Genomic DNA, 26,007 nt, shown 5'->3' on the forward strand with positions numbered 1-26,007 from the left:
GCCGGGAGCCTCACCAGAGCATGTCCACGCCGAAGGCGGCCAGTGCGCCCCCCACGAAGGCCCCGACCGCCACGCAGACCGGCGCGCCCGGGCCGCAGGCCAGGCCCGCGAGCGCGCCGCCGGCAATGCCGCCGCCGATGCCCGCTCCGGTGACGGTCACCTCCCGGCCGGCCGCCTCCACCTTGTCCTGCGCCGTCGCCACGTTGTAGACCGACAGCGCCAGCGACAGCACGATGAGCCCCCGCCCCGCGCGCGACAGCCCCCGCATCGTCTGGGTGACGCGCGGATTGGATTTGCCGGCCGATTTCACGATCTCCGCATAGACACCGTTCTGCTGCGCCGCCGTGAGCCGGTCGAACTGCGCGCCCGGTCCATGCAACTGCTGCACCTTGCGCGCGATGAGTTCGTTGAGCGTCTTGCCATCGGCCTTGAGTTGCTGCGCCATGGCCCGGCCGAAGGGGGTGCTGCGGCCGCGGACCACCTCCATGATCACGTTGCGCGTGTCCTGCGCCTGCTGCGCGGCCTGAGCCCAGGTGATGCGCCCCGACAGGGCCTGCGTGCGCAGTTCGTTGGCCATGGCGTCGATCTGGCGTGTGTAGGCGAGCCGGGCGTTCGCGTCGATGGTCATGTGCGCGCCGGCATTGCCCATCTCCACCTTGAGCATCCAGATGGACGTCTCGAACGCTGAGCGATCCTTTGCGGAATTGTCGTTATCGGTGGTCATGTCTCCTCCTGCCCGTGATGACGCGCCCGGTTCCGGAAAAAGCGGTGCCATGGGGCTGGTGCCAACCGTACCAGCGCAGGCCGCCGCGGTTGCGAAACGACCCGTCACAAAGGTCATTTTTGGTATCCACTGATACCAGATGCTCACCCGGGGAGATAGGCAAAAAGTGCGTTTTACGCTTTAGTAAATACTTCGCATTCACGTCACAGGACAGGGGGGAAACCCAGGCAGAACACCATCATCGCCCGGCACTCCCGGCGCTCCCGCACGGCACGCCTTGCTCTGGCATGCGCGCTTGTCCTGGCCGCTTCCGCGGCAGGCATCGCGCCGGCCTGGGCGCAACCCCCCGCGGCGGCGGGCGCGGAGCCCGAGCCCCGCCACAGGCACCATCACGCTGCCCGGCGACACGCCGCGGCGCATCTCGCGCTATCGCTACGAAGACCATACCGCGCGCTTCGGCAAGGCCTTCGAGGGCCGGCAGTACCTGTCCCCCTATCCTCCCAGCGGCTCGGTCGCCATCCACCTCGACGCACGCAACGGCGCGTTCCGCATGGACACCCTCCTCACCAGGGGCAACAACCAGAACTGCCGATACCAGGGAAGCTACGGGCTTGCCGGCGACGGGATAACGACGCACGGCTCGATGAATTGCTGGCACCCTGCACCAGCGGGCGCTGGCCGGGCGACTCAGGCCGCGGCCGGGGGCGGCTCCGGAGCTTCCGGGGCCGCTGGTGCGGACGCAGGCACGGGCGCAGCCCGCATCTGGCGCGCACGCTGCAGCAGCCGCTCGGCCGCCCGCGGCTGCAGGCCGTACATGTCGGCGAACTGTTCCACCGTGCTGCCGCTGGCCTCGAAGGCGCGCAGCAGGGCCTCGGCCTTGGCATCGCGCTCGGCGACTTCGGCGAAGGCTTCGTCCAGCACGGCATTGGCGCGCTCGTCGCGGCCACGCACCAGCGCGTCATAGGCGTCGCGCGTGAGGCCCGATGCTTCGTGCGCCTGAACGATGCGGCGACGCAGCTTGGCGGTGAGATCCTCGCCGTCGCGCGGCTTCTTGCGGCGGAAGACTTCCAGCAGTGCGTGGTGGACATGCTCGGGCGCCATGGCCTCGACGGCCTGGCCCTGCAGGTCGTGGCGGGGGCGGCCCTCGGCCACCACCTGCAGGTAGCGTGTGGAGCGGGTGTGGATACCCAGCGCGGCCTTCAGGTCGTCCTTCTCGAAAGCGCCAGGGTGGGCGTCCTGCAGGTCCTGGAAGATGCCGCGCTTGAGCGGCAGGAACTGCGCGCCGAAGAGGTGCGGATAGAAGCCCGCCAGCTGTTCCAGCACGGGGTGCGTGCGGCGCGGGCCCTGGGCCTGCGCCGCGGCAGCGCCTGGCGCGGCGGCGGGCTCGCCCGCGGCGCGGTTGCGGGCGCTTCCGCGGCCCCTGCCTCCACGCCGGCCGGCGCGGGGGGCGCGGACTTCGCTGCCGGCCTCGGCAGCATCGCCGGTGGCGGCCAGCGCGGCGTTGTCCGCCGCGGCTTCGCGGCCTGCCACGGCCTGCGCGTCGCCCGCTGCGGCGGTGACGGGGTTCTGGGGTGCTTCTGCGGTCGCGTTGTCGGTCATGGCAATCAAGGATGCGGTCTGGGTCAGGGCGTGTGGCCCGGCTGCGCGGCACGGCCACGCGGCGTAAAACCCGCCATCATGCCAGTTTGCCGCGCGCTGACTCCTGCGCAGCGCTAGACGGCACCCGGCCGCAGGGCCTCGTCGAGCACCTCCACCCAGTGCCGCACGGGCACCTGGGTGCCGCTCTGCAGGTGCGTGATGCAGCCGATATTGGCCGAGAGGATGGCCGCCGGCGGCTCCTCCGCGCACGCCTCGTCCAGCGCGCCGAGCTTGCGGTCACGCAGCTGGCCGGCGATCTCCGGCTGCAGCAGCGAGTAGGTGCCGGCCGAGCCGCAGCACAGGTGCGCTTCCGTGCGCGCAACGCGCAGGCGGAATCCCAGGCGGGCCAGGTGGGCCTCCACCCCGCCGCGCAGTTTCTGGCCGTGCTGCAGCGTGCAGGGCGGGTGGTAGGCGAGCAGCGCCCGCGGGGGATCGATCCGCCCCTCCAGCCGCTCGGCGAGCGCGGGCAGCATGTCCGGCAGCAGTTCGGACAGGTCCCGCGCCAGCGCGCTGACGCGCTCCGCCCGCGCGGCGTAGGCCGGATCGTGGCGCAGCAGGTGGCCATATTCCTTCACCGTGGCGCCGCAGCCCGAGGCATTGAGCACGATCGCCTCCACGCCGCCCGCTTCCACGTGCGGCCACCAGGCATCGATGTTGGCGCGCATCTGCGCAAGGCCGCCATCCTGGTCATTGAGGTGGAACTTCACCGCGCCGCAGCAGCCCTCGCCGGTGGCGATCACGGTCTGGATACCCGCGGCGTCCAGCACGCGCGCCGTGGCGCGGTTCACATTGGGCAGCATGGCCGGCTGCACGCAGCCCGCAAGCATGAGCACCTTGCGCGCGTGTTCGCGGACCGGCCAGGCGCCGGCCTCCTGGGGGCGCGGCACCTTGGCGCGCAGCGTGGCAGGCAGCAGCCCGCGCACGGCCTGGCCGGCCTTCAGCGCCGGCTTGAACAGCGGCGAGGGCAGGCCCTCCTTCAACGCCCAGCGGCGCGCGCGTTCGGGCAGCGGCCGCGTCACCTTGTCCTCGACGATGCGCCGGCCGATATCCACCAGGCGCCCGTACTGCACGCCGCTCGGGCAGGTCGTCTCGCAGTTGCGGCAGGTCAGGCAGCGGTCCAGGTGCAGTTGCGTCTTGCGCGTGGGAGTCTCCCCTTCCAGCACCTGCTTGATGAGGTAGATGCGCCCGCGCGGCCCGTCCAGTTCGTCGCCGAGCAACTGGTAGGTCGGGCAGGTGGCGGTACAGAAGCCGCAGTGCACGCACTTGCGCAGGATGCCCTCGGCCTCGCGGCCTTCGGGCGTGTCCTGGAATTCGGGGGCGAGTCGGGTTTGCATGGTGTTCTTGTCGTGGGAATGTCGTGGTGGCGGCCCGCAGGGCACTCAAGGGCGGTGGCGGCGCGTACGCCACAGCGCGGCCAGGTGCCCGAAATCCGAGGCGAGCGGCGGCAGCGCGAGCCCCAGCAGCACCGCCGCCAGGGGCACCACCCAGATGAAGCCCACATGCTTGAAGCCGGCCGCGCCCACGATGCCGCCGGCCGTGAACATGCCCAGCAGGCTCGCGAACAGCACGAGCCGGGCGCGATTGGAATGCACGTGCGCCTCCGGCGGCGTGCCGCGCCGGTTCCAGTAGAGCATCTTGCCCATCTCGATGCCCAGGTCGGTGGCCACGCCCGTCATGTGCGTGGTGCGGATCTGTGCCGAAGACATCTTGGTCACCACCGCGTTCTGCAGCCCCATGAGGAAGGCCAGTAGCAGCACGGTGAGCGGCACCGAGAACGGGGTGGGCCAGCCCAGGGTGATCGCGCCCATCAGCCCGAACAGCAGCATCAGCACGGCCTCCAGAAGCAGCGGCAGCGCGAACCCGCTGCGCAGCCGGTGGTGGCGCGCCCAGTTCACCATGATCGCGGTGGTACCCGCACCCGACATGAACGCCCAGAGCGTGCCCACGGCGGCCAGCACCAGGGCCATGTTGCCCAGCACGAGGTTGTCTGCCACGGTGGACAGAAACCCCGTCATGTGCGAGGTGTAGCTGTGCACGACGAGGAAGCCGCCCGCGTTCACCGCGCCCGCGTTGAACGCCAGCAGCAGGCCCAGCAGCCGGTTGGTGGCCGGGGTGCGGTGCCGCCCCATGAGGTGCCGCAGCAGGCGCATGCCCTTCCCTACCCCGCAACCCGCCGTCCGGGGTTGAAGATGCCCGCGGGATCGAAGGCGGCACGCAGCCGGTCGTGGATGCGCTGCAGGGCCGCGTCCGCGGGCTGCGCCGGCACGGCACCGTCCGCCGGCACCAGAGGAGACTCCGCCGGAGCGCGGAACGGCGTGGCCGCGCCGCCAACGGCACGCGCGGCCTCCTGCAGGGCAGGCCCCAGGGCTGGCGGTGCCTGCACCCAGCGCAGCCCGCCGTGCCATTCGACCAGCGGGCCGGATGCCCCTGAGGGCAATGCCAGGGCCGGAGCCGACTGCGGCACCGACAGGCGCCAGAGCGCGGCGCCCGCGGGCCGGCCGGCGAACCACGGCAGCGCCTGCTCGCGGCAGGCACCCCACTGCGCGGCCGCCTCCTGCGGCGATTGCAACGTTCCGCCCAGCGCTCGGCAGGCGGACTCCACGGCCGCCGCGGCACCCCGCAGCCGCAAGTGCAGCACGCCGCCTGCGGCACCGGACGGGCCGGCCTCCCAGCGGCTGGCATTCAGCGGCAGCGGCTGGCCGCCCCACTCCTGCAGCCGCCGCAGCGCATCGGCCTGCGGCAGATCGAAGCACAGCGTGGCCTCCGCGGGTGGAACGGGCAGTACCTTGAGGCTCACTTCGGTGACGATGCCCAGCGTGCCCCAGGCCCCCGCCATCAGCCGCGAGACGTCGTAGCCCGCCACGTTCTTCATGACCTGCCCGCCGAAGCGCAGGCATTCGGCGCGGCCGTTGACGATCTCCGCCCCGAGCACGAAATCGCGCACGGCTCCGGCGCTCGCGCGGGCCGGGCCCGACAGCCCCGCCGCGACCATGCCGCCCACGGTGGCGCCCTCGCCGAAATGCGGCGGCTCGAACGGCAGGCACTGCCCCCGGCCGGCCAATAGCGCCTCCAGCTCGGCGAGCGGCGTGCCGGCGCGCACCGTCACCACCAGTTCGCTCGGCTCGTAGTCCACCACGCCCGCGCAGGCACGCGTGTCGAGCACTTCGCCGGCCAGCGGCATGCCGCCATGGAAATCCTTGGTGCCGCCCCCGCGGATGCGCAGGGGACGGCCTTCGCGCGCACTGTCGCGCACGCGTTCGATGATCTGGCGGAGGGCGGAATCCATGGCTGCATCGTAGCGGCAGCCCCGGAGCGGGGCGCCCGGTGCCCGCGTGAATTTTTTGAACACGGCGCGTGAAGCCTGGATGGGCACGAAAACGACCCCGCCGGCACCCTCGCATAACGGTTCATTTGCACCGCCATAACACCCGACATCCGGACACAAAACAAATTTTGGCAAGCCCTTCCCTGCTTTGGAAGCGCTTCCTATCATCGCGCCCGTTTTGAACTCTACCGTTCGGCCGCAAGGGCTGAACCCGACCACAATGACACGCCGCGTCACCATCCGGACGCCCCTGGGAGAGCAGCTGCAGTTCCGGCAGCTGCGGGGCAGCGAGGAGCTGAGCCAGCTTTTCTCCTTCGACATCGACCTGCGCTCGGAGAGCCGGAACATCGATCCCAAGGCACTGCTCGGTAAAACTGCGACGGTGGAGATCGAGACGCAAGGCGGCGGGCGCCGTTGCCTCGATGGCCTGGTCACCCGCTTCGGCATGCAGGGGCAGGACCACCGCTTCTGTTCGTACCACCTGCGCCTGCAACCCTGGCTCTGGGTGGCCACGCGGCGGCAGGACTTCCGCATCTTCCAGTTCAAGACCGCCCCGCAGATCGTGCAGGACGTGCTGGGCCGCTACGGCTACCCGATGCAGCTCAAGCTCACGCGGGCTTATCGCAGCTGGGACTACTGCGTGCAATACGGCGAGAGCGATTTCGACTTCGTCTCGCGATTGCTGGAGCATGAGGGCGCGTACTACTACTTCCAGCACGCGAGCGGCCAGCACACGCTGGTGATTGCCGACGACATCGTAGGTTGCCACGAACCCTTGCCGGGCGCGGCAACCATTCCGTTCTACCCGCCGGAGAAGTCGGCCACGGCCGACCGAGAGAATATCCATGCCTGGGTGCTCAGCGAGGAAATCAAGTCGGGCCGGTACTACAACGACGACTACGACTTCAAGAAGCCCCGGTCGGACCTCTCCAACATGCGCCAGCAGCCGCCGGGGCACGCGCACGATGCGTACGAGATCTATGAATGGCCGGGCGGCTACGTGCAGCACGGCGACGGCGAGCAATACGCCCGCGTGCGCCTGCAGGAAGGGCTCACGGGCCACAGCACCGTCAGGGGCGAGTCCCGGCACCGCAGCATCGCACCCGGCTATACCTTCACGCTGGAGAACTACCCGCGGGGTGACCAGAACCGCCAGTACCTCATCACCGGGGTGACGTACCACCTTCACGAGAATCCGGGCACGTCCTCGATCAACAGCGCCACGCCGGGAGAAGCGCTCAAGAGCAACGAAGAGCAGGGCTCCTTCCAGAAATTCAGCCTCACGGCCCAGCCCACGAGCCTGCCCTATACCCCGGCAAGAAAAACACCGAAACCGCGCACCACGGGCCCGCAGACGGCCGTCGTGGTCGGCCCGGCGGGCGAGGAAATCTGGACCGACGAATACGGCCGCATCAAGGTGCAGTTCCACTGGGACCGGCTGGGGGCGATGGACGAGTATTCCAGCTGCTGGGTGCGCGTGGCGACCAGTTGGGCCGGCTCAGGCTTCGGGGCAGTATCCATCCCCCGCATAGGGCACGAAGTGGTGATCGATTTCGTGAACGGCGATCCGGACTATCCGATCGTCATAGGCAGCGTCTACAACGCGGCGAACATGCCACCCTGGGCACTACCGGGCAATGCCACGCAGTCCGGCATCAAGACACGATCGAGCAAGGGCGGCGCGACCGGCGACGGCATGAGGAACGGCGCCGGCGATGCCAACGCGATCCGCTTCGAGGACAGGAAGGGCGCGGAGCAGCTATGGCTGCATGCGCAGAAGGACCAGCTCATCGAGGTCGAGAACGATGAAGCGCACTGGGTCGGCAATGACCGGGCCAAGACGATCGACCGGGACGAGACGAACACCATCCACCGGGACCGCACCGAGACGGTGGACCGCAACGAGAAGATCACGGTACACGGCTGGCGCACCGAGGAAGTGGATGGCGACGAGACCATCGCCATCCACTCCAACCGCACCGAAACGGTGGACCGGGACGAATCCATCACCATCCACCGCAACCGCCGCGAACGGGTCGAACTGGACGAAACGGTATCGATCGGCGTGGACCGCACGGAGGATGTCGGCCGCAACGAGCAGGTCTCCATTGGCGCCAACCGGGCCAAGACCATCGGCAACAACGAGAAAGACCGGATCGGCAGAAACTGGTCCCTGCGCGTGGGCAAGACCAAGACCGAGACCATCGGCCGGATGTCGCTGCAGAACGTGGGCATGGCGCGCCTGGACAACGTCGGCATGGGCTACAGCCTCAACGTGGGCGTGGCGATGAACACGCTGGTCGGCCTGCAGCAGAGCACCCAGGTGGGCAGGACCAAGCGCCTCGACGTGGGTGACACCTACACCCAGGACATCGGCAAGGCCTGGAACCTGCAGGTCGGCCGCACCCAGACAGTGAACGTGGGCGAGCGCCAGGAAACCCGAGCCGGCAAGGTGCTCTTCGCCCAGGCCGGCGAGCACCTGGAACTGGCCTGCGGCGCGGCGAAAATCGTGCTGCGCAGCGACGGTGGCATCTACCTGCAGGGAACGCACATCGAAATGCAGGCCAGCGCCGCGATCAACGCGGACGCCGGGCTCATCGACCTCAACTGCGGCAGCAGCCAGACCGCGCCCGAAACGCCTCCGCCCGCCAGCGACGCGCCCGGCGACGCGGCGCAGCAGGCCGCCGACACCGCGGAGCGCCAGGCGGAGTCCGCCGCGAACGCCGCCATGGGCGGCGGCGCCTCCGGCCTGCAAAGCGCCCTCGGCGCACTCCAGCAGGCCAAGGGACTGCTCGACACCGCCAAGGCCCTGAAGAGCGGCGACCTGGGCGCGATCGCCGGGTTGGCCGGGCTGGCCGGAGGCATCGCCGGCCTGGGCGGGGCGGGTGGCAGTGGCGGCAGTGTGGCCAGCGCCCCTGCCGGTTCCGCCGGCCCTGCGGCCATGGGCAAGACGCCAGGCTGGAGCGCCAAGCCCTGACCGACCCAGCAGCCAGATACCGACAGAAAAAGCGATCGACCCGCCATGGCCCAACCCGCTGCCCGCATGCACGACGACGTCGCCCACCGGCGCGGCGCCGGGCCCATCCTGGAAGGCGCCCCCACCGTCCGCATCGGGGGGCAACCCGCCGCCCGCATGGGCGACCGGGTGCGCCACAACAAGGGCATCGAACCCATCACCGAAGGCGAGCCCTCCGTGCGGCTGGCCGGGCGCCCCGCCGCCCGCGTCGGCGATGAAGTCGCCTGCCACGGCGTGATCGCCCAGGGCTGCCCCACGGTGCGCATCGGCCGCGACAAGGACGAAGCCTGCATGCAGGCCGCCGCCGACGAGGGCGCAGCCTTCGTCGTGCCGGCGCATCGACCGTGACGTGAGGCCCTCGCACCACCCGAGCCCGCCCGTCCCCACTCCATCGACACCGAAAGACCCCGAACCCCATGGCCCTCAAGGAAGAAGACCTTCCCGACTACGACAAGGACGCCCTCTCGCGCGAACGTGCGCTGCGCAAGACGGCCGAGGAATGCCGCCAGGAACAGGAGAAGGCCAAGGCGGAATTGCCCGGGTTAAAAAAGGAACGACAGAAACTGGACCGCAAGGCGGAGGGGTATGCGGAAGAGGCGCGGAGGCTAGATCAATTGATCAAACAGACAGAGGGGAAAATGCGAAAAAACTGCCCAAAAGGGAATTTCTCATGTCTGCCTGCAGAAAAAACTATGCAGGGCACTCTAAATCCGGAGATTGGGAAAATGATCAACGAGGCGCAAAAAACCAACCTGGATTTCGCTCAGATCGCAAAATGGGAAGGGGTATATCTCCAGTCCTATGTTCCATGGTGGCCAATCCAGCAACCAGATGGCAAACCTCTGCTGAAAAACAGAAATGGGGAGACCAGACTCCAGGGAAAACTTAATGATGGCAGAGAAAACAACTCGGGAGTCACCATCGCAAAGGGAATAGACTTCGGCCAACAAGGTCATGCCGCATACAAACGCGGGTTGGAAAAATACAATCAGAGAAACAAAATTCTTTCAGAAGAAGAACTAGAAAAACTCGTGGAGAAAATTAAACCATATTTCGGAAAAATTGGGGGAGAAGCATGCGATTTCGCAAGAAAAAACCCCCTAACAATAAGCCAAAGAGAAGCAGATTTATTGAATTTAAGAGCAGGCGAAGAAACGGCCACTAGGGCTCAAACCCTTTATGAGGAAGGAAATCCCCAAGGTTCAAAAACATTTAAGGAGCTTACTAGAGAGCAACAAACATCAATCCTCTCAAACGTTTACCAAAGCTGGAACCTTAATCCTGATCTGAAAGCAGCCATTCTAAACGAAGATCGTGAAAAAATCCCCCGCAAACTCCGCGAATGGGATTACCTATACACTTCAATGCCAGAAAAAAAGAAAGAGTAAAAATCATGAGGTATCGGATATTTTTAAATATTTCCATCATTTTTCTTGCCTCTTCATTAGCAACTCTTGCCAAACCCTCAACCGACCCCTCAATTAACAAAAAACCATCCATGACAAGATATAAAAATCCGGCAAGAGAAATCGAAGGCTGGTGGCAAGTGGTCAGGCACGAGGCTGCATCAGGCCGTGCGCTACCTCAAGATTGGCCAGAGGGCTTTAGAGATAACAAAGCATATCTTCCTGTCGGAAAAATTATCCACATAAAAAGCACAGGCATCACAGCAATGAATCTCAAATCCTCCGATGGACAACCGTCTGGAAGAGCTGGTGATGGCTTCACGTATACGATATTTCCGCCTTTTGGCCAAGACTTCTGTCCGCATGACGAATGGGGAGATGGATGGAAAGAGGCCTGCGATTTATATGAGAAAAGTGATGCCCCTTTTCAGCAACAGATGCTCATCCTCAACATCTTCCCTGCCGAAGATTTCGCTATCACATGGCCAAAATTGGAGCCGTATTATTTTGACGTTGTCCCTATAACCATCATGCCATCCGCGCTCAACTTCATATCGATATCGAAAACCAAACAGGAAATCTACCTGATGTTCAACCGACCGGACAACTTAAAGCCTCAAAACCAGAAAAAGTACTCCAGCTTCAGCTACGCCACAGTTTTAAAAAAAGCCACTCAACCGCGAGGTTTGAAAGCACCAGACTAACCAATCAATATCAATCATGTTCTTAGCATTCAGAGATGGCTTTGCGGCTTCATACGCAAAAGTAATACTTCCAATCCTATTCACAGGAATGCAAACCGCTCATGCCGAGCCCAGCCAGCCAAAAACAACCCAAGAACCAAGACAAGTCACGTCCTGCGGCATCAGCTTCAAACTTCCGCGCCATCTGAAAATCACAGCGCCCCAAAGAACCGTCAACACGGATGGAGTGGAAGAATGTGAATTTCAAATCGAATATGCCAAACGCCGTGTCTTCGAGGGGACTTGCAGAGAGGGGGATATCCGCTATCCGGATTCGGAGAAAAATGAGTGCGAGTGGCGCCCCATGGACGGACCGGCCAGCCAAATTCTGGTTGCCAAGACAAACTTCGATAAAGACAAAAAGACGGTAGGGGGCTTCACTTACAAAGAAAACAAGTGGGAAAACACCGAAGGCGCTCGCACTACCTCAGAGGAAGTGCAGTTGGGTAATCATTATGGTCATATGTCTCTTGCCACCATGGTGAGCCATGGAACCTCTTGGCAAAGATGGGGCGAATCCGTGGGGTATCAGATCACTGAATACTGCTGCACCGTCAGCAAGGAAGTTGTGTTGATCCAGGTCTCCAGCGACATCGCCGTGTACATGGCGCCTCCGCCCCGCGACACGGAAAACGGCGATGAATGCGAAATCTTCTGCCGCAGCGTACGTCCGGCAGAGCCCCGGCAGCGCGCTGCTGTCCGCTGACCGAAACACCCCAGCCATGGCCTCTCCCAGTCTCCCGCGCTTCATCGCCCACCTGCGCAGCGACGCCGCCAACCTTTACGCCCTGATCGACTCCGCCCGCGACCATTCCCTGGTGCCGCAGATGCGGCAGGCGAACATCGAACACCACTGCCTGTTTTCCGGCGTGAAGGCGCTCACGCTCGCGCGCGTGGCGCCCTATCTGGTGCCGATGGCCGCGCTGGCGCCGCACCTGGAGCGGCTAGTGCCGTATGCCTGGGGCGGGGCCTGGAGCATGGTCGTGCGCGGCACGGGCGGCGCGGAGGCCACGCGCATCCAGCTCAAGAAAAGCAGCCTGGTGCGGCTGCCGGACGGTCGATCGGCGTATTTCCGCTTCTATGACGCGCGGGTGTTCGACCGCTTCATGCGCATCGGCACCGAGGGGCAGCTGCGCTGGATGCTGGGCGACCGGCTGGACGGGCTGACCTGGGTGAGCGGCGGGGACGCGGCACGCACGCGCACCGTCCGCCATGGCCCCGCGCGCAAGGGGCTGTGGGGCCTGGTGCCGGCCACGATCCCTCTGCGTGTGACGGAGCACCATTGGGCCGAAACGGCCGGCACGCAGGAAGGAGCCCGCCCATGACGGTGATGGCATTCACCCCGGAGCAGATGGAGCATGCCAGCCTGGAAGAGGCGCAGCGCTGGATCGTGCAGGTGGCGCGGCGCTGGTTCCGGCTGGAGGCGCAGGAGTTTCCGGACGAGGAAGCCCTCACGCCCGAGCAGGTCACCGCCTGTCTCTACATGGTGCACCGGGCCGGGCGGCTGGCCGGACTGGAGGACGGCGCAGCCCTGATCCTGACCGGGTTCGACGCGCTGCGCGCCATGCACTGCGGCATCGACGGCAACCTGGGCGAGATGATCGACTTCTGCGTGCGCATGGCTCGCGGAGGCAACATGGCCCTGGCGCATGCCAGCGTCGAACGCGCACTGGCCCTGGCCAGGCCGGTGCCGCCGTAAAGCCACGCTCGCCCGGGCGCCGGTCAATCCATCCCCGCCGGCAGCGCCGCCTCCTCGTACCATGCCACCGGCTGGCCCGGCGCCGGCGCCGGCCGGCCGGCGCGCAGCAGGAAGCCCGTCCACGGCAGCCGGGTGACTTCCTCCTCGGGGCGGCCCTTGCGGGCCGAGGTGGCGAACAGCTCGCGCCCGCCCACCCCGCCCAGGCAGGGCATGGTGGGGCACACCACCGGCACCGGTACCTCGGCCACGATCTCGCCCGACGGTGCCAGCCGCAGCAGCCGGCCGCCCTCGTACATGGCGGTCCAGTAGTGGCCTTCGGCGTCCACCACGGCCCCGTCGGGCCGGCCGGCGTAGCCGGGATCGCCGGGGCGCCACTGCGCCGGCTTGGGCGGGAAGGAATGGAACACGCGCGGGCTGCCCTGGGGTTCGCCGTGCGCGTCGCACTCCCAGGCGCTCACCGTGTGGGCCGGGGTATCGGCCCAGTAGAGCCGCCGGCCGTCCGGCGACCAGGCCAGGCCGTTGGCGGTCATCACGCCATCCAGCATGCGGCGCACCGCGGGCGCGCTGGCGCTGCCGCGGCCGTCGATGCAGTAGAGCGCGCCCACCGCCTCCCGCGGCTGCCCGGCCGGCGGCTCGTGCAGCGTGCCCACCCAGAAGCGGCCCAGGGCGTCGCACTTGCCGTCGTTGGCGCGCTGCGTGGCCGGGTCGTAGGGCAGCGTGGCCACCGGCACCAGGGCACCGCCCCATTCGCGCGCCCGGTAGATGCCATCGCGCAGCGCGATCACCAGGCCGCTGGCCACCCCCGCGGTGCGCGCGGGGGCGATGCAGCCCGGCTCGCAGGGCATGGCCCACCGGTCGATGCGGCCGGTGTCGGGCTCCCAGCGGGCCAGCGCGCAGCCGGCGATATCGACCCAGTAGAGGCGGGTTTCCAGCGGATGCCAGAACGGCGACTCGCCGAGCGCGTCGGGCTCCAGGCTGCCCGTGCGCCAGTCCATGTCCAGGTGCATGCGGTGTCCTCTTCGGTGATGGAGCCCTTGGGCGGCGCGACCGCCGCAGCCGCCTTCCCGGGCCCCGGCACCGATTATTCGGCCATGGCGCCGCACGGCCAAAAAAAAAGCCCGCCTTGCGGGCGGGCCGAATGTCCAAAAGGAGCAACTCGATCGTTCGTTGTCGTCCGGCCCGGGTGACGCCACCAGTCGCCGCCCCGGTCCAGATACCTGGCACCGTACCCTTTTTCAGCATCCAAAGGAACGGCGCACAAACCCTGATTCACTCTCCTCGCGGCTTGGTCGGTCAGATGGCCGCTAAGCAGGCCACGCCAGCAGACGCCGTGGAACCGGCTTTGCCGGGCCACCGGCGGCGTCCCCCTGCCCGCCGCGCTCGCGCGGCGAGAGCGGGGGGAGCGGCGCAGCCGCCCAGGGGGGTGTCGCCTGCTCTAGCGGTTGTAGGCCGTTTCGCCGTGCGAAGTGATGTCCAGCCCCTCGCGCTCGGCTTCCTCGCTGACGCGCAGGCCCACCAGCAGATCGGCGATCTTGTAGGAGATGAAGGCCACCACGCCGGACCAGACCAGCGTGATCACCACGCTCTTGACCTGGATCCACACCTGGGCACCCATCGAGAACGTGTCGGGCGTCGGGCCGCCCGTGCCGCCCAGGCCCTGCGAAGCGAACACGCCCGTCAGGATGGCGCCGAGGATGCCGCCCACGCCGTGCACGCCGAACACGTCGAACGCGTCGTCGGCGCCCAGCATCTTCTTGAGCCCGCCCACGCCCCAGAGGCAGACCACGCCGGCGATCAGGCCGAGCACGATGGCGCCCATGGGGCCGACGAAGCCGGCGGCCGGCGTGACGGCCACGAGGCCGGCCACGGCACCCGAGGCGGCGCCCAGCATGGAGGCCTTGCCCTTGTGCAGGGATTCACCGGCCAGCCAGCTCAGCGTGGCGGCGCCCGTGGCGAGCACGGTGTTCACGAAGGCCAGGCCTGCAGCGCCGTTGGCGGCACCGGCGGAACCGGCGTTGAAACCGAACCAGCCCACCCACAGCAGCGATGCACCCACCATGGTCAGCGTCAGGCTGTGGGGCGTGAGCGCCTCCTTGCCGAAGCCGATGCGCTTGCCCACCATGTAGGCGCCCACCAGGCCGGCGATACCGGCGTTGATGTGCACCACGGTGCCGCCGGCGAAGTCCAGCGCGCCGTCCTTGCCCAGCAGGCCGCCGCCCCACACCATGTGGGCCATCGGGATGTAGCTGAACGTGAACCACAGCACCGAGAAGATCAGCACGGCGGCGAACTTGATGCGCTCGGCGAACGAGCCCACGACCAGCGCGACGGTGATCGCCGCGAAGGTGGACTGGAACGACACGAACACGTACTCGGGGATCGTCGGCAGCGCGCCGGAGAGCGTGTCCGGCGCAATGCCCTTGAGGAAGATCTTGTCGAACGTGCCGAAGAACGTGCCTTCGCCGCCGAATGCCAGGCTGTAGCCGTAGATGGCCCAGAGCACGGAGATCAGCGAGAAGATCACGAACACCTGCACCAGCACCGACAGCATGTTCTTGGAGCGGGCCAGGCCGCCGTAGAACAGGGCCAGGCCCGGGATGGTCATGAGGATCACCAGCAGCGTCGAAGTCAGCATCCAGGCGGTATCGCCGGAGTCGAGCTTCGGTGCCGGCGCCGCGGGGGCGGCTTCGGAGGCGGCAGCGGCAGCCGGTGCGGCGGCCGCGGGTGCTGCGGCAGCAGCCGGCGCGGGGGCGGCATCGGGCGCCGACGCGGTGACGGCGGCCGGCTCGGAGGCGGCAGGGGCCTGTGCCAGCGCGGCGGAGCCGGCAGCCAGCAGGCCCATTCCCAGCAGGAAGGAAGCAAGCAGTTTTTTCATGGTTGTATCTCTCGGAATGCGTTGATCCGTTGGCTGTGCGCTCGGGCCGCCGTCAGAGGGCTTCCTTGCCGGTCTCGCCGGTGCGGATGCGGACCACCTGCTCCAGGTGCCCCACGAAGATCTTGCCGTCGCCGATCTTGCCGGTGCGTGCGGCGCCCTCGATCGCCTCGATGACCCGCTCCACGAGGTCGTCCGCGACGGCGGCCTCGATCTTCACCTTGGGCAGGAAGTCCACCACGTACTCGGCGCCGCGGTAGAGCTCGGTGTGGCCCTTCTGCCGCCCGAAGCCCTTGACCTCGGTCACGGTGATGCCCTGCACGCCGATGTCCGAGAGGGCCTCGCGCACCTCGTCGAGCTTGAAGGGTTTGATGATGGCTGTCACCATTTTCATGTTCGGATCTCCGTAGTAGGGGCCTCCGGGCCCCCGTTGTGGATATGGTCGGTCAAAGGGTTTTCGTGAGCGTGACGATGAGCCGGTTCTTGTTCACCGGGCCGAAAAAATTCTTCTTGTTGGCGCCCGCCACCGCGGCCGACAGCGACAGTCCGGCGCCGAAATCGTAGGCGCCGCCCACGCTGTAGTCCACATAGTTGGGCACGCCCAGGTCCTTGATGTCGCTCGCGAAGCGCGTGTAGCCCACTGCGGCCTTGAAGGTGGTGCTCGGTGCGACTTCCTGCGCGAAGGCGACGTTCAGGTAGCCGGTGTTGCGGCCGCGGCTGCTGGAGGACTTGGCGCCCGCCCAGCCGAAATAGTCCTTGGACACCGTGTGCGAGTACTTGGCCGTCACCGGGCCATACGTGGCAGCGCCATACAGCTCGGTCGTGTTGCCGTTGGTGTTGCCGGGATACACATAGGTCAGGGCCCCCACGTCCAGGTCCATGCCCCCGGCCTTGAATTTATAGCCGCCATAAAAATCCATTTCGATGGAATTGCCGGGCAGCCAGTCCACGCTGGAGTTCCAGTTGCCCAGGTAGAAGCCGGTCTCGCCGAAGGTGTAGTCGAAGCCGCCCTGGATGGCGGGTTTGACGGCCTTCACCTTGCTTGCGTCCTGGTCCTGTCCACGGAACTTGTAGTTGGTGGTCAGGCTCACATTGCCAGTCAGCTGGGCGCTGGCCCAGACGGGGGCGGCGGCCAGGAAGGCGATGCTCAGGGACTTCAGGACGCGGTTCATGGGGGCTCCTTCGGAATAAGCCAACGGTGGATAAAGGTTCGCCAGACGCCAAGCATGGACCGTGCCATGTTTTGCCCGCATGGTGCCCCGGGCGCTCCGAATGGGTGCGCCGCACTCTCCTCCCTTGCGAGGATGGTTACAACCCTGACGGTTTTGCAGCACGGCGCACCCGAATGGTGCGTAGCATGCGCCCCCGATGCGCCGACACCTGGCGGCGCACCCAAGTGGGGAGGAAAAAGTTCATGAGTCTTGCCTTGGTGCAGAGCCGCGCGCTGCTGGGCCTGCAGGCCGCGGCCGTCACGGTGGAAGTGCATCTGGCCAATGGCCTGCCGAGCTTCACGCTGGTGGGGCTGGCAGACGTGGAGGTGAAGGAGGCGCGCGAGCGCGTGCGTTCGGCGCTGCAGAACGCGGGGCTGGAATTCCCCCACAACAAGAAAATCACCGTCAACCTGGCGCCGGCCGACCTGCCTAAGGACTCCGGCCGCTTCGACCTGCCGATCGCCCTGGGCATCCTGGCCGCCAGCGGCCAGATCGACGGCGCGCAACTGGCTGGCCATGAGTTCGCCGGCGAGCTGTCGCTGTCCGGTGAACTCCGCCCGGTACGCGGCGCACTCGCCACCAGCCTCGCCCTGCGCTCCGCCGATGGCCGTGCCCGCATGGTGCTGCCGCCCGGCAGTGCCGAAGAAGCGGCCCTGGTGCCCGGCACCGAGGTGTACCGGGCCCGGCACCTGCTGGACGTGGTGGCGCGGTTCCTGCCGCCCCAGGCGGCGGCCAGCGCCGGGCCTGGCCCCGAAAGCGGTACCGAAGACGGGTGGTGCCGGGTGGAGGGCATGCCCCCGATGGCCGCAGCACCCGCCGAGGACCTCGCCGACGTGAAGGGCCAGGCCGCCGCCCGGCGCGCGCTGGAGATCGCCGCCGCAGGCGGCCATGGCCTGCTCATGGTGGGCCCGCCGGGCTCGGGCAAGTCGATGCTGGCGCACCGCTTCGCGGGCCTGCTGCCGGCGATGTCGGTGGACGAGGCGCTGGAAAGCGCCGCGGTGGCCAGCCTGGCCGGGCGGTTCACTCCGACCGCATGGGGTGCCAGGCCGACGGCCGCGCCCCACCACTCCTGCAGTGCGGTGGCCCTGGTGGGGGGCGGTGTAATCGAAACCGCTATTTAGGAATATTAGAATTAAATAAGAATTAGCCGGGAAGTGCGACATTAAATAAGAATCAGGCTAGATCTTTCACCAACCCGCCCTCTAATCACCTAAGGCCTCGAGGTTTGTGTGTGGGCTGGCATAAGTGACTCGCGCCCGTTGCATCCACATCACGGCAGGTTTCGCGCTGTCATCCCAGTGCCGAATAGCGACAGGGCTTCGGCTGCCTAGTGAGGCTCCTGAGACTCCCGCAGCACTATCAGCGGTCTCCAGAGCACGCTGCCTACACATCTACTGCGGGCAGGTCAACATCCCAGGCCCCGCGAAAGCAGTTGCTCATCAGGTCGGCAATCGCGTTAAGTGCGGACGATGTGGCCTAATCGGTAAGGAAGTCGCTGAAGATCAAGGCTGGCTTCCGCGGGCACAGCAGCGCAGAACTTGTCTGGCAACCCGCCTAGAGCGTGTTATGAACTTTGTTCCCTGAGCGCGGAGCCGAGGGTAGAGATTGCAGATGCCCCGCAAGCCCTACCCGACGGACGTGAGCGATGAAGAATGGAGCTTCGCTGCGCCGTACCTGACCCTGATTGCAACTGGCTTGGGCCGACCAGGGCTACACGGGTGAAGCGGCATCGAAGGCGGCGCAGGACAGCGGAATTGACCTGCAGATCGTGAAGCTGCCCGAGGCGAAGAAGGGCTTTGTGCTGCTGCCGCGCCGCTGGGTGGTGGAGAGAAGCTTCGGCTGGCTGGCGAGGTTTCGCAGGCTCTCCCGGGACTACGAGCGGCTACCCGAAGTGCTCGGCGGGATGCATTTCCTGGTGTTTGCGGTGCTTATGTTGCCCGCCGCCGCGCGGGTGCTGGCTGCGGCGGGAAGTTCATAACACGCTCTAGCGTCAGGATGTCACCGCACTGCAGGAACAACACCGGCGATTAATTTTTCCACTCCTGATCTTAGCTGATGTAAAGATGCCGTCTTAAGCTCCATGCCGACAAAATCGTTTACCACCTTTTTAACACCTGCGACATGGTCGGCATGATAGTGCAACCGCTTCACCGAGGGTGACACAAACTGGTAGCTATAGAATAACGTTGAAAATAAGCGACGAAGAGAGGACATCTGCTGCCCGCCGACAACGATTTTTGATCGTTTGGATATTGGCCTTGTCAGACTACTGTGAACGCGCGCGTCGTCGTTGGGAAGTGTACTCTTGTGTAGGTAGCACCATGTCAGAACGATCCACCAAAGGCAGCAAGACAACGGTGGATATTTCAACATAAATTCGTTCGTACCATGCTCATTTCTAAATTCTGGAAGAAGTGCGCTGGCTTGGCAGGCGCATACCTGCTCCCCAATACGCTCCAAGACATTTGAGGTCAATACCCTTTCCGCTCCACCGGCGCTCTGCAGCGTCTCGGCCAAGACTTCCTTGACCACTTCCGGGTAGCAAACAACCCCATCATTTATATGTCTGCCCAAAGTAGATATAATTTGACATCCGGAGGATTCAAGAGATTTTACGAGTTCGACCTGCACAGGCAATGCTTTACGAGCCCTCCACTCATAAGCCCACTGCTCAAGCAAAAAACGATTGAGACTAGCATTAAGGTAAAGACGGGTAAATAAGGAATCTTCGGCAGCGAGCCCAATACGAAAGGAATCTCGACCAGATATCTGCGTCGAAATTTTAATATACTGATCCAGTAAATTCGGGTATCTGTGACGATGGGACTCGTCTGAAAGACAATCAACTCTCACAGGCCGGGGACGAATGCTTCGCTTACACTCATAAAAGGCTGACTGGAAACTAGTTGCCACGTTATATGCAGCGGATTCCAGCACTTCCACTCGCGCATCAGCTACCGAATATTTATTCAAAAAATCTTCAAGTTCATCGTGCAGGACCTGCTCCTCGCCAGGAATGCACATGCGTAACAGTTTGCAGAAATAGTTCCGCAGATCGACAATGCGACCCCGCTCTTTCGCTTCATCCAATTCGCTCAGAGTGACGCGGAGTTTAATTTCAGCCTCTCCGGGAATATCATCGCCAATCATCTGCATATATGAAAATGCTACTTGGATTTCTCGCATCCATTTGCGATTATGAAAATTCATCAGGCAGACGATCTGTTCAAGAAGTAGATGCTCCTGTTTAGTTCCGGGAGTTTCCACATTTTCCGGAAGAGATAGAACATCTCGAATGACTTGAATTACCGTTGATTTCTCGATCGCCAACTTCACCTTCTTCTCTTTTCTCCCATCTTTAGCGCTATTTTCCTTTTCTTTGCGCTCAACTCGCTCGAACTCATTTTCGAGCGCACGTTGGGCATCTGTCCAAGTGCGCTTTTGCATATTTATGCCTCCTTCAGACCATATTTTTGTTCAGCCTTAGCGGTGCTTTTTAGGCCCTGTCTTGCAAGTTGCATGGCACGCTCACCACGCTCAGTGCTGCGATATGACTCGACAACTGCGGCAGCAGTTACGATGCCCGCGGCTAAAGTAGAAGCGCAACCCAGTTCTACGTAGGTTTGACCGAGTTTGCTAATGACCCTATCTTCGGGGAAATCCTTCAACATCTGATGCAAGTGATACAACTGTTGTCCCTGGCGGAACACGAGGTTGGCTTCATTAAGGTAGGTAGAAAGAGACATAAAAGCTCCGAAGTTCGACAAGATACCGGAGAAAAGCCGGCGCTATCCCTTCGATGATCGAAAGGAAGGCAGATTTTTTAATACGACTCAGGAATCGCAAAGGCCGAATCTCCCGCGAAACTTTTGCGTTCAGAACGGCTATGATGCAGTTCCAGTGCTGCAGTCCACGAGGCTCACGACCGCCGTAAAGGTGGCATGTAGTCCGTTGAGTACTTCTTAGGTTCGCATGGCCGGCGGGTACTCTCTGAAGCGTCCTGCCTGCTCCATCGCCCGGGCGACGTAGGCACCGACATCGAGAGATCCGCCGCGATGTTGATGCACTCGCCGGTGAAGTCATAGGTGATGGTCAGACATTGGTCAGTGCATCCCTGACGGAATCCAAGCTTCAGATCTGGTTGGCCCACATGGCGGCCACGAGCGGTGTCCACTCGCCCTGCTACTTCCTGGCCTTGTTGCGCTTGCGCACCGCCACACCAAGACTACAACCTCACGATTGGTCGCTACTCCACTGGGATCAGCACCGGACCACAACCTGAACTTGGCACCAGTTCAACATACAAAGACCTTCGCCCGACGATGACAGCGAGCATTGGACGCTTGTCCCGGCGCTGCGCTGACAATCGATTCCATTCTGATCTATCGAGATCAGAGGGATGGGGCTGGTCTTCAGGGTGGGTGTGCCATTCACCCAGATAGCGGACAGTTCCCTGGCTCGCCGTCCAATGCGCCAGGGCAATAGTCTCGTGACCGAACGGCATCCTCTCGAACAGGTGGCGAAATCGCTTATCCCATGCTGTAGGAACCGTTGCTTGCTCAATGAGCAAATGAGCTCCGTGTACAGAACCAAGCAAAAGCCCACCGGCCTCGCAGTCGGCATCACTGCCCTGGACCTGCTGACTGAATGTCTCCAGCGTACCTGTCGAGAAATGCAGTAGCCTGCTTTTATCGCTGGTCGCCCAAGAACTCAGGAATTGCATATGGGGCAGTCTTGATCTTGTAGGGGATCGCAATCCGGCGTGGCGAGCTGATGGGTATGGTCGATCAGCCGGGTCCGCAACGCCGGAGAATGAACACCGTTCATCCAATCAAGCGCCATTTCTGCCCCCAAGCTGGCGGCCTGTACCGACACCGAAGCCGGAAAAGGCACGTACAAGCCCTCGCAGCCATGGCCCGCCAAGATGGTAGGAAGAGGATCGAGGGTCGAGCGAAGCTCGCCCCTGCGGTGGCTATGCCACAGACATCGGTAGCAAGCACCAGATGCGGTCGCTCTCAGGAGCGCACGTACACCCGTTCCCGGCCCTTCGATCCAGACAGAAAGCATGGGCGCGGGGGCCCGGTATTGGCCAGACAGCCAGTGCCCGAGTGACTCTTCGCCGGTGGCATCGATGAGCAGATCCATCTGTCCCAGTTGGGCCTGCCTAACATCCACGGGGAGCGCATAAACCTCGACGCCTGGCGACAAGCGCTTGAGCTCCTTCGCCATGGCCTGCGCCTTGTTCGATAACAGGTCCGGAAATCCAAGGCGATGCCGCCCGATGTTCTGCGGAAGGAGGCAATCAAAATCCACCAGCGTGAGCTTCCCGCCGCGTGTTCCTGCCCCGGCCTTGACTAGCATGTCCGATAGGTACCCGCCAATCGTGCCGCAACCCACAAGTGCGATTCGCTTCCCTGCCAACGTCTTCGAGTTGGGGATGTTGCGCTGGGCCAAATACCGATCATCGATCCGGATCACCGAGACGGGCATCACCTTCAGTCCATAGCTGGAATCTCTGCGATTAGCGAACTTGTTTTTTTGACTCACTTGGTGGTCGAGGAGCACAGCAAAGCCATAGGTCATCAACGGCGATTCGATGATGATCAGGACCCCATTTGCCTTCTTGCTTTCCCCCTCCTTGATCCGTTCGTGAATCTTGCGCCTACATCGAGGGTCCAAGGTGCTTTGCCAAGTCAGGACATCCCCCACGGTTTCGGGTGGCCAGTGGCTCGTCAGCGGTCGGGGTTGTCCAGTGGTCTTGACCCGGTACGTCAGCACCGTTTTATCAGTGACCTGAAGGCCGAGCGAATCCAACTTCCGCTTGGTCCGATCTTCGTTGTCGGTGATGAACCACAACAGATCTTTATTTGTTCGCGCGACGATGCAGTTCTGCCGCCCCAGATCGTCGCCTTGCATGTCCACGAAACAAGGCAAGCCATTCCAGTAGGCAAAGAACTCTTCCGCGAGATCTTCGACCATCTCGCCCTTGAGTATCTGCCCGAGGACCGCGGCCGCACGTTTAAGGCACGCCAAGGACTGACCGACAGGGTCGTAGATGTCCAGAACGACTGTTCCCTTGGCGAGATAGCAAAGACCACCCTCCGCGCCAAGATGAGGAACCGCCTTGGGCAGTTCAGGGGGAAGGTCAAGCAGCCGAATGCGAGGCAGGTCGAAGAACGTGGGGTCGAGCTGAACCTCACACGGAAGCCCCTGGTCCGAGCCGGGGGGAATCAGAAGCCCCCGCAGCTTGAACCAACCGTCTTCCGTCTTGCCGACAAATTCGAAGCCTTGCTGCTTGAAGGCATCGACAACGTCTGCAACTGCAACGACGCTGCTCATCCGGCCTTCGTTCGCCCGACCAGTTCGCTCGGGCCAGCCGTGGCTGGCGCTGAGGCGATAGTGGCGGCGATGGATACCACCTTGACCCGATCCGGCGCATTCGGAAAGCGTGGACCGAACTCGCCTTGCATCCAGACGCAGGCCTGCGAAGGGCTGCCGGCGTCGGTTGCGCCACGCAATACCTTCTCCAATTCTTCGAAAGCCTTCGCCGCTTCTTCGACGCCGTCTCTGCCGAGGCGTACCGTCAGGGACTCCGACTCATCTACTGGGTTGTTCACCCCCGCACGCAGCCGAGCCGGCAATGCCGCGACAACATCCAGCAATGCCAGGTCGTCGCGCCGATCCCGCTTCTCAAAAATCGGAGCCGCCGCGGCCATCAACAGAATCGAAGCGGGCCCGCCGCTAGACCACCTCCAGTCGCGGAACGCCTTCAAGTAGCGAACCACGCGGCGAAACTGTTCGCCCTTGGCCTCCACTTCGCCTAGAAACCAGTCCTTCACGGGCCTGGGATCGGAGGTCATCCAGTTGCACTCGCGGTGAGCCAGGAGCACCTTGTCAGCGGGCAAGGCCGTCCAGGCGTCCCGCTCTGCCTTGTTGACCGCCTCGGTGAGAGAAGCGTATCCGTACCGCTCCATCGAAGCCTTCGCGAGCGTGTCGAACTCCATGTCAGGGATGGCGTACAGCGGGATGTCGACGTGGGCAAAGGCAGCAATCACTATCCGGATGCATGTTGGCTTGTCGGTGACGAGCTTCCAACGCTTTTCCTCGACCAGCGGCTTCAAGGCTTCTTCTGCAGCGGCAAAGAACACCGTTGTTGCCCTGCTGGGACGCTTCGTTTGCGAGACGAAACTCAATGGCAGATAGCAACCATCATCGACATCCGCCTGCTGGGGCCGTTGTGCCGGAGCGTTCAACGTCTTGTAAGCCCAGGACCCTTGCGTAAAGAAGCGCGGCTGCGGTACGTCATCCGTGTACCCCCGGTCGCGTAGGACGCGCGGAATTCCGGTGCGCAGGCAGGTCCTGATATCGTTGCGGGCGCTGGCGATCCAGGCGCGTTGTTCTGGTGACAGATCCAGCTCTTCGTGCATGCAGGATTCGTCATCAACGGCAGTGAAGAAAAGCGGGCTCAGGTTCAGCATGCGGCCTCCGGAACGTTCTTATTGGGACCGTGATAGAAGATGGGGGCGCCGGCCTGGTGCGCTCGAAACGGTTGGAAATGAGGGTCGCCGAGCGCGCGCTGCGCTGCGTGGTTGCCGCGGTCCTTCAGCGTATTGGTGGCGCCGATGGAAACCCGGTCTAGCGCTTTCACGTCCTTGCTTTGATCAGGCGTAGCCTTGTCGTCGATCTGAAAATAGTTGCTCCCCAATGACTGGCGCAGCATGTAGTCCACCGACGACTCCTGGGCAGAGATCACGAGATCAAACAGCCCCCCGCGCCACTTGCCGAAGCCGCGGTCGAGGCTGGCATCGCCGCGAACCGTCGCGCCGATCGTCATCGTGCCGATCGACAGCACCCGAACCAGCGCGTTCTGTTTTGGCGCGAGGAACGTATTGACTTCGTGCAATCCAAAAAGTCCAGGCGCGTTGCCGACCAATCCACCATCAGCAAAGACTCCCCGGTCGTTGCGCGCCAGCGGAAAGTACACGGGTGCGGCGGCTGTCGCCAACGCCACGTCGACGATCTTCATGCGGTGGTCCATCTCAAAGGAGGGATGGTGAGGCGTTTTGAAGAACTGGCCACGCCCTGTGGAATAGTTGACGGCCGGCACGAGTACACGGTGCTTCAAGTCACCGATCGTGATGTGCTGGAAGCGCTCGGCCAAGACGGTCTGCAACCCTGATGAGCCGTGCTTCGCGGTCAACCAGAAGCCCAGCAGGCGCCTTGCAAGACTGCGGCAACCAAAGATACGGGACCCATGCTTTTCGAACAGTGCCTTGAGTTCAATGGCTGGGATTTCCGCGGCCAGCCCCAAGGCAAGCATGCCGCCTGCGGATGTGCCGCAGATCAGATCGAAATGCGAAGCGATGGGGCGGCCCAGCGCGGCTTCAAGCTCGGCCAGAACCGTCGCCGTGTACAGGCCGCGATAGCCGCCCCCAGACAGGGCGAGCACATGGTAGGTGGGCACGCCTGTCATGACACTCAGCCTTTCGGCGGGAAAGAGTCGTTGCCGTGGCTGTCCTTGTCACGGATGCGGCCATCCGGACGGTGGATCACCAGTTCGGACTGCTGATTGCGAGCGATATCCCGCCCCGCGTCAATGGCCTGCTGCTGCGTGTCATGCACGGAGGTTGCTCGCTGATTGCCGGCACCCTTGACGGCCCAACCGTCCTGGTGAGGAACTACATGCTGATTTTTGCCTGTCATGGCTAATTTCCTAAAGTTAAACCATCGAAAGCTCGGCCAGCCAGCCGAGTTGCCAATGACCACCCGCTATAGCAAAATATGTTGCTCTCACAGACAACGGATGAGTCAAGCCAAATCAACCGATTGCAGTCTTGAAATTCGCATCTGTTGTCTAGCTGGACAACAATGTATCAGAGTCGGTGCCAGGCTGCAAATCGGCTTGGAACCAAAGAACGCAACTGCTGCGAGGGCGGGCGCATATCTACGCTCGTCAGCAGCCGCAAGGAACGGAACGGATGTCACAAACAGGCCTGGGCGTCGCCCTCAAGACGCTGCGCGAGCGCAGAACCCTCTCGTTGCGAGAAATCGGTCAGCTCTCTTCGGTAGACCACGCCTACGTCCATCGGCTGGAGTCTGGCGAGAAGACAAACCCGTCACCGGACTTGGTCGAGAAGCTGCTGAGGGTCCTCAAACCTGGCGAGAGAGATTGCGCGCTGTTGATGTGGCTCGTCGACCATGCGGAGGCCGATCCCCGCCTTGTCGAGTTCGTGCTAAACGATCCTTCCATCAGCATCGACATCTTTTCGGCGGCAGCCGGGGTAAGGCATCGTGGCAATGTCAGACCCGACCCCGCGACGCTGATCGCCCGGATACGGAGAGCGTTCGAGGACGAGGACGAGGACGACTGAGC

Annotated in this window: 24 protein-coding genes and 2 pseudogenes; 10 read left to right on the forward strand and 16 right to left on the reverse strand. The window is 63.8% G+C overall.

The features are described from left to right. Positions 1–10: 10 nt before the first annotated feature. The 5 genes from BLR05_RS15145 to glcE all read right to left on the reverse strand — a co-directional run bounded on the left by BLR05_RS15145 (position 11) and on the right by glcE (position 5,648). Positions 11–724, reverse strand: a complete 714-nt coding sequence (locus BLR05_RS15145) for a hypothetical protein (RefSeq protein ID WP_092835623.1) — start codon at positions 722–724, stop codon at positions 11–13. Between the two features lie 687 nt (positions 725–1,411). Continuing rightward, positions 1,412–2,323, reverse strand: coding sequence for a ProQ/FINO family protein (locus tag BLR05_RS15155; protein WP_092835625.1), 912 nt, complete (start codon positions 2,321–2,323; stop codon positions 1,412–1,414). Positions 2,324–2,436: 113 nt separating this feature from the next. After that, a complete protein-coding gene (gene glcF, locus BLR05_RS15160; RefSeq protein ID WP_092835627.1) occupies positions 2,437–3,696 on the reverse strand; it encodes a glycolate oxidase subunit GlcF in 1,260 nt (419 codons plus the stop codon). A 45-nt stretch (positions 3,697–3,741) separates the two neighbouring features. Continuing rightward, positions 3,742–4,512: a YoaK family protein gene (locus BLR05_RS15165; RefSeq protein WP_092835629.1), complete on the reverse strand. Its 771-nt coding sequence runs from the start codon at positions 4,510–4,512 to the stop codon at positions 3,742–3,744. An 8-nt stretch (positions 4,513–4,520) separates the two neighbouring features. Next, the gene (gene glcE, locus BLR05_RS15170) at positions 4,521–5,648 is read right to left on the reverse strand and encodes a glycolate oxidase subunit GlcE (protein ID WP_092835695.1); all 1,128 of its coding nucleotides are present in this window, start codon (positions 5,646–5,648) and stop codon (positions 4,521–4,523) included. 259 nt (positions 5,649–5,907) lie between these two features. On the opposite strand from glcE, the gene BLR05_RS15175 reads away from it, so the two are divergent. The 7 genes from BLR05_RS15175 to BLR05_RS15200 all read left to right on the forward strand — a co-directional run bounded on the left by BLR05_RS15175 (position 5,908) and on the right by BLR05_RS15200 (position 12,551). Further along, entirely contained in the window at positions 5,908–8,664 is a 2,757-nt protein-coding gene (locus BLR05_RS15175; protein WP_092835631.1) for a type VI secretion system Vgr family protein, read from the forward strand. 45 nt (positions 8,665–8,709) lie between these two features. Further along, a complete protein-coding gene (locus BLR05_RS15180; RefSeq protein ID WP_092835633.1) occupies positions 8,710–9,051 on the forward strand; it encodes a PAAR domain-containing protein in 342 nt (113 codons plus the stop codon). Positions 9,052–9,119: 68 nt separating this feature from the next. Then, a complete protein-coding gene (locus BLR05_RS15185; RefSeq protein ID WP_092835635.1) occupies positions 9,120–10,091 on the forward strand; it encodes a pesticin C-terminus-like muramidase in 972 nt (323 codons plus the stop codon). Positions 10,092–10,096: 5 nt separating this feature from the next. After that, positions 10,097–10,813 carry a hypothetical protein gene (locus BLR05_RS25920; protein WP_143015919.1) on the forward strand — a complete coding sequence of 239 codons (717 nt, stop codon included), beginning with the start codon at positions 10,097–10,099 and terminating at the stop codon, positions 10,811–10,813. 16 nt (positions 10,814–10,829) lie between these two features. Further along, positions 10,830–11,558 (forward strand): hypothetical protein, encoded by a 729-nt coding sequence (locus tag BLR05_RS15190; RefSeq protein WP_244160107.1) that lies wholly within the window; start codon positions 10,830–10,832, stop codon positions 11,556–11,558. A gap of 16 nt (positions 11,559–11,574) precedes the next feature. Then, positions 11,575–12,177 carry a DUF4123 domain-containing protein gene (locus tag BLR05_RS15195; RefSeq protein ID WP_092835637.1) on the forward strand — a complete coding sequence of 201 codons (603 nt, stop codon included), beginning with the start codon at positions 11,575–11,577 and terminating at the stop codon, positions 12,175–12,177. Further along, entirely contained in the window at positions 12,174–12,551 is a 378-nt protein-coding gene (locus tag BLR05_RS15200; RefSeq protein WP_092835639.1) for a hypothetical protein, read from the forward strand. The genes BLR05_RS15195 and BLR05_RS15200 overlap by 4 nt, the downstream gene beginning before the upstream one ends. Before the next feature lie 23 nt (positions 12,552–12,574). Here the strand turns inward: BLR05_RS15200 and BLR05_RS15205 are convergent, their stop codons facing one another. The 4 genes from BLR05_RS15205 to BLR05_RS15220 all read right to left on the reverse strand — a co-directional run bounded on the left by BLR05_RS15205 (position 12,575) and on the right by BLR05_RS15220 (position 16,595). Then, positions 12,575–13,558 (reverse strand): SMP-30/gluconolactonase/LRE family protein, encoded by a 984-nt coding sequence (locus BLR05_RS15205; protein ID WP_092835641.1) that lies wholly within the window; start codon positions 13,556–13,558, stop codon positions 12,575–12,577. A 428-nt stretch (positions 13,559–13,986) separates the two neighbouring features. Continuing rightward, positions 13,987–15,426 (reverse strand): ammonium transporter, encoded by a 1,440-nt coding sequence (locus BLR05_RS15210; protein ID WP_092835643.1) that lies wholly within the window; start codon positions 15,424–15,426, stop codon positions 13,987–13,989. A gap of 52 nt (positions 15,427–15,478) precedes the next feature. After that, a complete protein-coding gene (gene glnK, locus BLR05_RS15215; RefSeq protein WP_011793419.1) occupies positions 15,479–15,817 on the reverse strand; it encodes a P-II family nitrogen regulator in 339 nt (112 codons plus the stop codon). A 52-nt stretch (positions 15,818–15,869) separates the two neighbouring features. Continuing rightward, positions 15,870–16,595, reverse strand: a complete 726-nt coding sequence (locus tag BLR05_RS15220) for a TorF family putative porin (RefSeq protein WP_092835645.1) — start codon at positions 16,593–16,595, stop codon at positions 15,870–15,872. A 242-nt stretch (positions 16,596–16,837) separates the two neighbouring features. Between BLR05_RS15220 and BLR05_RS15225 the strand changes: the two are divergent. Beyond that, a pseudogene (locus BLR05_RS15225) lies at positions 16,838–17,734 on the forward strand (YifB family Mg chelatase-like AAA ATPase); the annotation flags it as partial. A gap of 584 nt (positions 17,735–18,318) precedes the next feature. Continuing rightward, positions 18,319–18,612: pseudogene (locus BLR05_RS15230) on the forward strand (transposase); the annotation flags it as partial. Between the two features lie 20 nt (positions 18,613–18,632). Here BLR05_RS15230 and BLR05_RS25925 read toward each other — a convergent pair. The 7 genes from BLR05_RS25925 to BLR05_RS15255 form a co-directional block, all read right to left on the reverse strand. After that, positions 18,633–20,081 (reverse strand): hypothetical protein, encoded by a 1,449-nt coding sequence (locus tag BLR05_RS25925; RefSeq protein WP_143015920.1) that lies wholly within the window; start codon positions 20,079–20,081, stop codon positions 18,633–18,635. A gap of 2 nt (positions 20,082–20,083) precedes the next feature. Continuing rightward, entirely contained in the window at positions 20,084–20,380 is a 297-nt protein-coding gene (locus BLR05_RS25930; protein WP_143015921.1) for a hypothetical protein, read from the reverse strand. A gap of 500 nt (positions 20,381–20,880) precedes the next feature. Beyond that, positions 20,881–21,357, reverse strand: a complete 477-nt coding sequence (locus BLR05_RS15235) for a Mov34/MPN/PAD-1 family protein (protein ID WP_092835647.1) — start codon at positions 21,355–21,357, stop codon at positions 20,881–20,883. Beyond that, positions 21,345–22,973, reverse strand: coding sequence for a ThiF family adenylyltransferase (locus BLR05_RS15240; RefSeq protein WP_092835649.1), 1,629 nt, complete (start codon positions 22,971–22,973; stop codon positions 21,345–21,347). The genes BLR05_RS15235 and BLR05_RS15240 overlap by 13 nt, the downstream gene beginning before the upstream one ends. Further along, complete coding sequence (locus BLR05_RS15245) at positions 22,970–24,112, reverse strand: CBASS cGAMP synthase (protein WP_092835651.1); 1,143 nt, start codon at positions 24,110–24,112, stop codon at positions 22,970–22,972. The genes BLR05_RS15240 and BLR05_RS15245 overlap by 4 nt, the downstream gene beginning before the upstream one ends. After that, positions 24,106–25,107: a CBASS cGAMP-activated phospholipase gene (locus BLR05_RS15250; protein ID WP_092835653.1), complete on the reverse strand. Its 1,002-nt coding sequence runs from the start codon at positions 25,105–25,107 to the stop codon at positions 24,106–24,108. The genes BLR05_RS15245 and BLR05_RS15250 overlap by 7 nt, the downstream gene beginning before the upstream one ends. 5 nt (positions 25,108–25,112) lie before the next feature. After that, positions 25,113–25,337 (reverse strand): DUF2188 domain-containing protein, encoded by a 225-nt coding sequence (locus tag BLR05_RS15255; RefSeq protein ID WP_011812342.1) that lies wholly within the window; start codon positions 25,335–25,337, stop codon positions 25,113–25,115. Positions 25,338–25,612: 275 nt separating this feature from the next. Between BLR05_RS15255 and BLR05_RS15260 the strand changes: the two genes are divergently transcribed. Then, positions 25,613–26,005, forward strand: coding sequence for a helix-turn-helix domain-containing protein (locus BLR05_RS15260; protein ID WP_092835655.1), 393 nt, complete (start codon positions 25,613–25,615; stop codon positions 26,003–26,005). Positions 26,006–26,007: the final 2 nt, after the last annotated feature.

This window comes from Paracidovorax cattleyae, from assembly GCF_900104515.1.
In the GTDB taxonomy this organism is placed as follows: Bacteria; Pseudomonadota; Gammaproteobacteria; order Burkholderiales; family Burkholderiaceae_C; genus Paracidovorax; species Paracidovorax cattleyae.